Below are 3,074 nucleotides of genomic sequence, written 5' to 3'. Positions count from 1 at the left end.
CCCCCTCACCAGCAGTGGCATATGATGTCATGCGTCGTCTCCTCTCGCGACTGCACAGCCCGCCGACACCAGTCTCGAATCATCGTGTTTGACTGGGCGCACGTGCGCCGTGGTGCAGCGACCGCGCACTTCTTTCGATGAGTGCGCTGATCACAGCGATGTATACATTATTATTCCAAGGAAAGCTTTGGCAATCGGAATGTTCTGTGACCCCGCGCAAATTTTATCGGATTAAGTTCGGATTTCGGACGTGCAAATCCGGACGCGGTGTCCGGCACTCGGCCCTCGGACCCTGAAACATCACGCAAGTCTCGCCGCTAACAGCGAAATCCGCCGGCCGCCCGGGCCGCGCCGGCTCCACCTGAGCCCGGATGCGAGACCGCTTGGCTCCGCTCGCCGGCACTTTCGAGGCCATCGCGGCGGGGCCCGTCACACCGCCCCCGCATCCGATTTCGCCCTCCCGCATTGTCAGGCGTCACACCTTCGCGGGGGCTCCGCCGCACCGATGGCGATATACTTCACCAGCGACACCCATTTCGGCGACCCGCGCATCCTGCGCCTCGACCGCAGGCCCTTCCCCGACCTCGCCGCCCACGACGCCGCGCTGATCGCGAACTGGAACGCGGTCGTCGCGCCGGAGGACGAGGTCTGGCACCTGGGCGACTTCGCTCTTGGTCCGAGCGATGCGCGGGTTGCCGAGATCCTCGCGTCGCTGGCCGGCACCAAGCACCTGATCCGCGGCAACAATGACGGGCCGGGCACCCTCGCGGCGCCGGGCTGGGCCTCGGTGGCGCACTACGCCGAGATCACGGTCGAGGCGCGCCGGCTCGTCCTCTGCCACTACGCGTTCCGCACCTGGAACGGCATCGGGCGCGGCGCCCTGAACCTGCACGGGCACAGCCACGGGCAGCTCAAGCCTATCCCCAAGCAGTACGATGTCGGCGTCGACGCGCAGGGCTTCGCCCCGGTGCAGCTCCCCGCGATCCTGGCCTCGCGGCGGCGCGGCGCGAAGGCCCCCGAGGGGCGGAACCATCGCGGCAGCTTCGCCGTTTGAGCACCTGAACGGGCGATGACCGAGCGAAGTCAACCTTCCTGAAGAGCGCCTCGCGCTCCCGTCACAACCCACGGTGTTCCAATGCGTTACCTGACCCTCTCCGCTCTTGCCGGACTGAGCCTGCTTGCCTGCGCTCCGCCGGCCTCCGCACTGCCCCGCTGCCTCGAGGCCCAGCGAAAGGTCGACGAGGCGAACGCCCTGCGCTTCCAGGCCCGCCAGGAGGCGCGGCTCGGCGACCACGATCGCGTCTGCGACACGCTCGACGAGGTGGGCGACCGCTACAACGACGCCCGGGACGCCTTCGACGATTGCGGCGCGGGCGTCGTGGCGATCGACCTGCGCAGCGAGCTGCGCGCCCTGCGCGTCGCCAAGCGGGTCAACCGCTGCGACTGAGCCTGTGCGGCCACGCACACCCTTTCGAACGCCTTAACGGCAACGTCATTCCCGACGCGGCGAGCGAGTCGCGCACCGAAAGTCAGACCGATGCACACCGAGACCACCACCCGCTCCGACGCCTTCCCCGCCACCGGCCCCTCCTTCGCGGCGGCCCTCTGCGGCTTCCTCAGCACCACCGTGGCGACCACGATGGTGATGTTCCTCCTCAGCAGCGTCTGACCCTCGGGCAGCGGGCGCGCGGCACGGGCCAGGCCGCCGGGTCGGTGCGCCCGTTCAGGGCGCCACCGACCAGAACCGCCGCTTCGAGAACAGCATCTCGGGATCTCCCACCGTCTGCGCCGGCGCTCCTTGCGGCCGGCACGGCACCTCGGGCCGGGTGATCGCCGCGGCCGTCATGGCGGTGCTCGGGGGCGCGGTCAGGCCGAGCCGGGCCTGGACGTCCGGGTGGCGGGCGGCGGCGATGGTCGCGATGCAGGCGATGAGCCCTCCGGCGACGGTCCCCAACAGAAAATTCAACATGCTGACGGATTCTCGCGCCTCGTCGCCGACGGGTCCGGCGACCACCCTTCCGGCGCGGTGCTCGCGCCGCATCCGGGCGTCATTGCGGCGATCTCCGCGCACACCTTGTCTTAAGCCCGGCATGCGACACCGCTAGCCTGACGCCGCACTCATCGCGGCCGGGACAGGGGGACGCCATCCGATGATGCATGCCGCCAACGCCTACGCCAAGACATCCCGCAGCGTGCTCTCCCCCCGCGAGGCCGAGGCCGCCGTCCTGATCAAGGCCGCGAACCGCCTGCAGAGCGTGCGCGCCGGCTGGCCCGACCAGGAGGCCCATCTGAACGACGCGCTCTCCTTCAACCGCAAGGTCTGGACCGTGATCGCAGGCGACGCCACCGCCCCGACGAACCCGCTGCCCGAGGCGGTGAAGCAGAACGTCGGCAGGCTCGCGGTGTTCGTGTTCCGCTCGACCCTCGACATGATGATCGCGCCGAAGCCCGAGACGCTCGACGCCCTCATCTCGATCAACCACAACATCGCCGCCGGCCTGCAGGGCGACGCCGGCCACTGAGCGCCCGTCTCAGGCCGAGGCGGGGGCCTCGGCCTCCGCGAGCGCCAGCAGGCGGCCCTCGTGCGCGACGAGGTCGCGCGCGGCCTTGAGCGCCCGGTAATGGTCGCCCGCGGCGAGCTTCTCGTAGATCGCCGCGATGAAGGGCTTGCTGCTCGGCGCGGCCTGCATGACCGCGTTGGCGAGCCCCATGAACTCCGTCTCGGCGTCGAAGGGGTCGTCGAGCAGGTAGGCCCGCTGCAGCGCCACGCAGATCTGCTTGGCCGGCGTGTCGGCCTCGGATTCCCGCACGATCTCCGATTCGCGCAGCACCTTGTGCGGCGTCTCGACGATGAAGGCCGAGCGGCGCGGCCCGTTGCGGATCGCGCAATCCCCGATGATGACCCGCTCCCCGGGCTTCAACTCGATCCGCAGCGGCATCCTGCCCTCCCGAACCGGCGCCGGCTGAGCCGGGCCTCGATCAAGGCGACCTTCGCGGGCAAAAGGTTAAGCAAACGCAAACGGCGGGGCGTGAGCCCCGCCGCCGATCCGCTCGCGCGCGTCTGCGTACGGTCT

The 3,074-nt window shown here is 69.7% G+C and carries 6 protein-coding genes; 4 read left to right on the top strand and 2 right to left on the bottom strand.

Annotated elements, in window-relative coordinates:
* Positions 1-505 precede the first annotated feature (505 nt).
* The 3 genes from MOX02_RS29960 to MOX02_RS32815 all read left to right on the top strand — a co-directional run bounded on the left by MOX02_RS29960 (position 506) and on the right by MOX02_RS32815 (position 1,669).
* The gene (locus tag MOX02_RS29960; RefSeq protein ID WP_147029404.1) at positions 506-1,054 is read left to right on the top strand and encodes a metallophosphoesterase family protein; all 549 of its coding nucleotides are present in this window, start codon (positions 506-508) and stop codon (positions 1,052-1,054) included.
* A gap of 81 nt (positions 1,055-1,135) precedes the next feature.
* A complete protein-coding gene (locus MOX02_RS29955) occupies positions 1,136-1,447 on the top strand; it encodes a hypothetical protein (RefSeq protein WP_147029403.1) in 312 nt (103 codons plus the stop codon).
* Between the two features lie 90 nt (positions 1,448-1,537).
* Positions 1,538-1,669, top strand: coding sequence for a hypothetical protein (locus MOX02_RS32815; RefSeq protein ID WP_280525377.1), 132 nt, complete (start codon positions 1,538-1,540; stop codon positions 1,667-1,669).
* Between the two features lie 54 nt (positions 1,670-1,723).
* Here MOX02_RS32815 and MOX02_RS29950 read toward each other — a convergent pair whose 3' ends face one another.
* Positions 1,724-1,969, bottom strand: coding sequence for a hypothetical protein (locus tag MOX02_RS29950; RefSeq protein ID WP_147029402.1), 246 nt, complete (start codon positions 1,967-1,969; stop codon positions 1,724-1,726).
* Positions 1,970-2,150: 181 nt separating this feature from the next.
* Between MOX02_RS29950 and flaF the strand changes: the two genes are divergently transcribed.
* A complete protein-coding gene (gene flaF / locus MOX02_RS29945) occupies positions 2,151-2,522 on the top strand; it encodes a flagellar biosynthesis regulator FlaF (protein ID WP_147029401.1) in 372 nt (123 codons plus the stop codon).
* 9 nt (positions 2,523-2,531) lie between these two features.
* On the opposite strand, the gene MOX02_RS29940 is transcribed toward flaF, so the two are convergent.
* Positions 2,532-2,939 (bottom strand): flagellar biosynthesis repressor FlbT, encoded by a 408-nt coding sequence (locus tag MOX02_RS29940; protein ID WP_147029400.1) that lies wholly within the window; start codon positions 2,937-2,939, stop codon positions 2,532-2,534.
* Between the last annotated feature and the right edge of the window lie 135 nt (positions 2,940-3,074).

Source organism: Methylobacterium oxalidis, assembly GCF_007992195.1.
Classification (GTDB): domain Bacteria; phylum Pseudomonadota; class Alphaproteobacteria; order Rhizobiales; family Beijerinckiaceae; genus Methylobacterium; species Methylobacterium oxalidis.
The sequence above is the reverse complement of the archived record's forward strand: the minus strand, read 5'-3'. Positions and strand labels throughout refer to the sequence as shown.